The following is a 2082-nucleotide window of genomic DNA, read 5'->3' as shown; positions in this document are numbered from 1 at the left end:
TCTTAGTTTTGACAGACAGTCGCTGGCCAAAATTTGTAACGAATTTGTGGTAGCTGAGCGCCGTCAAAATTCGGGAGATCATAAAGGCATCGATCAACCACTGCTACCTCACCTTGAGTGAATTCGAAGACTTTCCGTGTTTTATAAAATTGATCCAGCGTATAGTAATCTCCTGTGGTTGGCCTCTCGGCCACCGCTGCTTGAAGCGCTTTGAAGACTGCGGTATCGCAGCCCGGGATACGTCCGTTGTTGCGGGTAATGCACCATTTTATGATTTCGGCCACCCCATACATGCTTAGATCAATTTTTTGCTTTTCCTCAGCCATGGTTTCCTCCTTACAAACAGACAAAAAGACAAGAGACCTCTATAACATAAAGAGAGTCGTGTCATCCAGTGGGCTACGGTCATCCCCTTCAAAATAACCTTTGGCAAAGTCTGTAGCTTCTTAGAAAAAATGAGATTTATCGGACTACTAGCCGGTTTTACATCATTTGGGAAAATCCGTATACTCGGGGCGCTGGGCATGGTTTATCCTGCATCTAAATTGGCACCCTCTCCACCCACATATTCTGGAGAAAGGCAAGTAGAATTGTATTCCAGTCAATCCTTGTGGGCTCGACTTGTCATTTCTCTGGGCCTTTTGGGCTTGTTGTTCTTGGGCGGTTGTCCATCACGTGAAGAGTATCAGCCTCCTGATCTGATATATCATTACTTAGACATTCCCGTCGGGAAAAACCCTACGTCAATCCGGGCAAGTGATTTTAACGGTGATGGATTTACGGATTTGATCACCAGCAATATTCAGGGAAATTCCCTGTCCCTGCTCTTGGGAAAAGGGGACGGGAGTTTTCAGGACCAAAAAACGATTTCTGCTTGTCAGGAGCCGAGGAATGTGGCTGTTGATGATTTTAACCTTGACCACGTGCCGGATTTGGTCGTGGCGTGTTCCGGGGATAATCATGCTCTCGTGTTCTTGGGGCAAGGCGATGGCACTTTTTTGCGTGGGGCCCAATACCTGGTTCACCGTACACCGGTGAGTATTGCCACAGGAGATTTCAATGAAGATTTCCTTCCTGATTTAGCGGTGGCCCTCCGCAACGACAAAATTCAAATCCTGTTGGGTATGGGCAACGGAAAATTTCGATTGGGGTCGTTATATGAATATGGAGATACGCCTACCTCTGTGGCTACGGAGGATTTGAATGGAGATAAACATTTGGATTTGGCAGTGACCAATGGAGGGCCGATGAGTCATGCGGTGTCGATCTGGTTAGGTTTGGGGGATGGCACCTTCCAATCTCCAACTGACTATCGAACGGGCAAACGGCCCTTGGGGGTCTCCTTTGCGGACTTCAATACTGATCGAGCCCTAGATCTTCTCGTGATTAACGGTGAGATGAACACGATTACCGTGTTTTTAGGAAACGGGGATGGGACTTTTCAAGAGGGAAGAGAATCAGGAGGCGATGCCGGTCCAAATTTTGGGGTGGCTCAGGATTTTGACGGAGACAAGGTGCCGGATGTGGCCGTTGCCAATATTCAATCCGGGAGTATTTCGTTGCTATTTGGGAATGGCGATGGGACGTTTCACTATCCTCCAAGGGATTATCCCACCCCGCATGCCCCCTTTGCATTGACCACCCTATTGATTGCAACCGATCGGGGAGAAGAACCAGGGTTGGCGGTCGTGAATAACGCATCTAGTAATGTCTCTATTTTTTTACATCATGGGTTGAATATCCGGAAGGGCAAACTTTCGGGAACTCCCTCTTCTTGATACTTCGACGGATTGTTCTTGACACCCGATTTCTGCAATGTTTACAGTAAATTTGCCTTTCAGAAAGAGGCGTAACGCCGTTCCAAAGCGTGATTCAGCCTTGTGAGGAGAATGTGCGAACTTTTGGCTGGTGGTTTGGAATGGGTTCTCTGTTGACCTTAGCCGTCTTGCTGGTTCAGGGCGGCATGAGAGACCTGATTTACGGTTCGTCGCATTCCGGGACGTGGGAAGTAATACTTTCTATGGGATTGACGGTTTTTGGGGGTGGAGTACTTGCGGGCTGTGTGGCGGTGATTTTAAATCG

General features: G+C 48.0%; 3 protein-coding genes. 2 read left to right on the top strand and 1 reads right to left on the bottom strand.

Features of this window, described 5'->3' with window-relative positions:
• Window positions 1-2: 2 nt before the first annotated feature.
• The gene (locus AAH187_RS07580) at window positions 3-326 is read right to left on the bottom strand and encodes a hypothetical protein (RefSeq protein WP_342347839.1); all 324 of its coding nucleotides are present in this window, start codon (window positions 324-326) and stop codon (window positions 3-5) included.
• Window positions 327-590: 264 nt separating this feature from the next.
• On the opposite strand from AAH187_RS07580, the gene AAH187_RS07575 reads away from it, so the two are divergent.
• The gene (locus tag AAH187_RS07575; protein WP_342347838.1) at window positions 591-1778 is read left to right on the top strand and encodes a VCBS repeat-containing protein; all 1188 of its coding nucleotides are present in this window, start codon (window positions 591-593) and stop codon (window positions 1776-1778) included.
• A 113-nt stretch (window positions 1779-1891) separates the two neighbouring features.
• Window positions 1892-2082, top strand: a 191-nt coding sequence (locus AAH187_RS07570) for a hypothetical protein (protein ID WP_342347837.1), incomplete at its 3' end; no start/stop codon positions are given.

Origin of the sequence: uncultured Nitrospira sp. (genome assembly GCA_902500695.1) — a bacterium.
Taxonomy (GTDB): domain Bacteria; phylum Nitrospirota; class Nitrospiria; order Nitrospirales; family UBA8639; genus Nitrospira_E.
Note: the sequence above shows the minus strand (reverse complement) of the source record. Positions and strands in the feature narration are given on the sequence as shown.

Excerpts from the sequence above, each read along its gene's own strand:
- AAH187_RS07580 (WP_342347839.1), bottom strand. The coding sequence starts at position 326 with ATGGCTGAGGAAAAGCAAAAAATTGATCTAAGCATGTATGGGGTGGCC.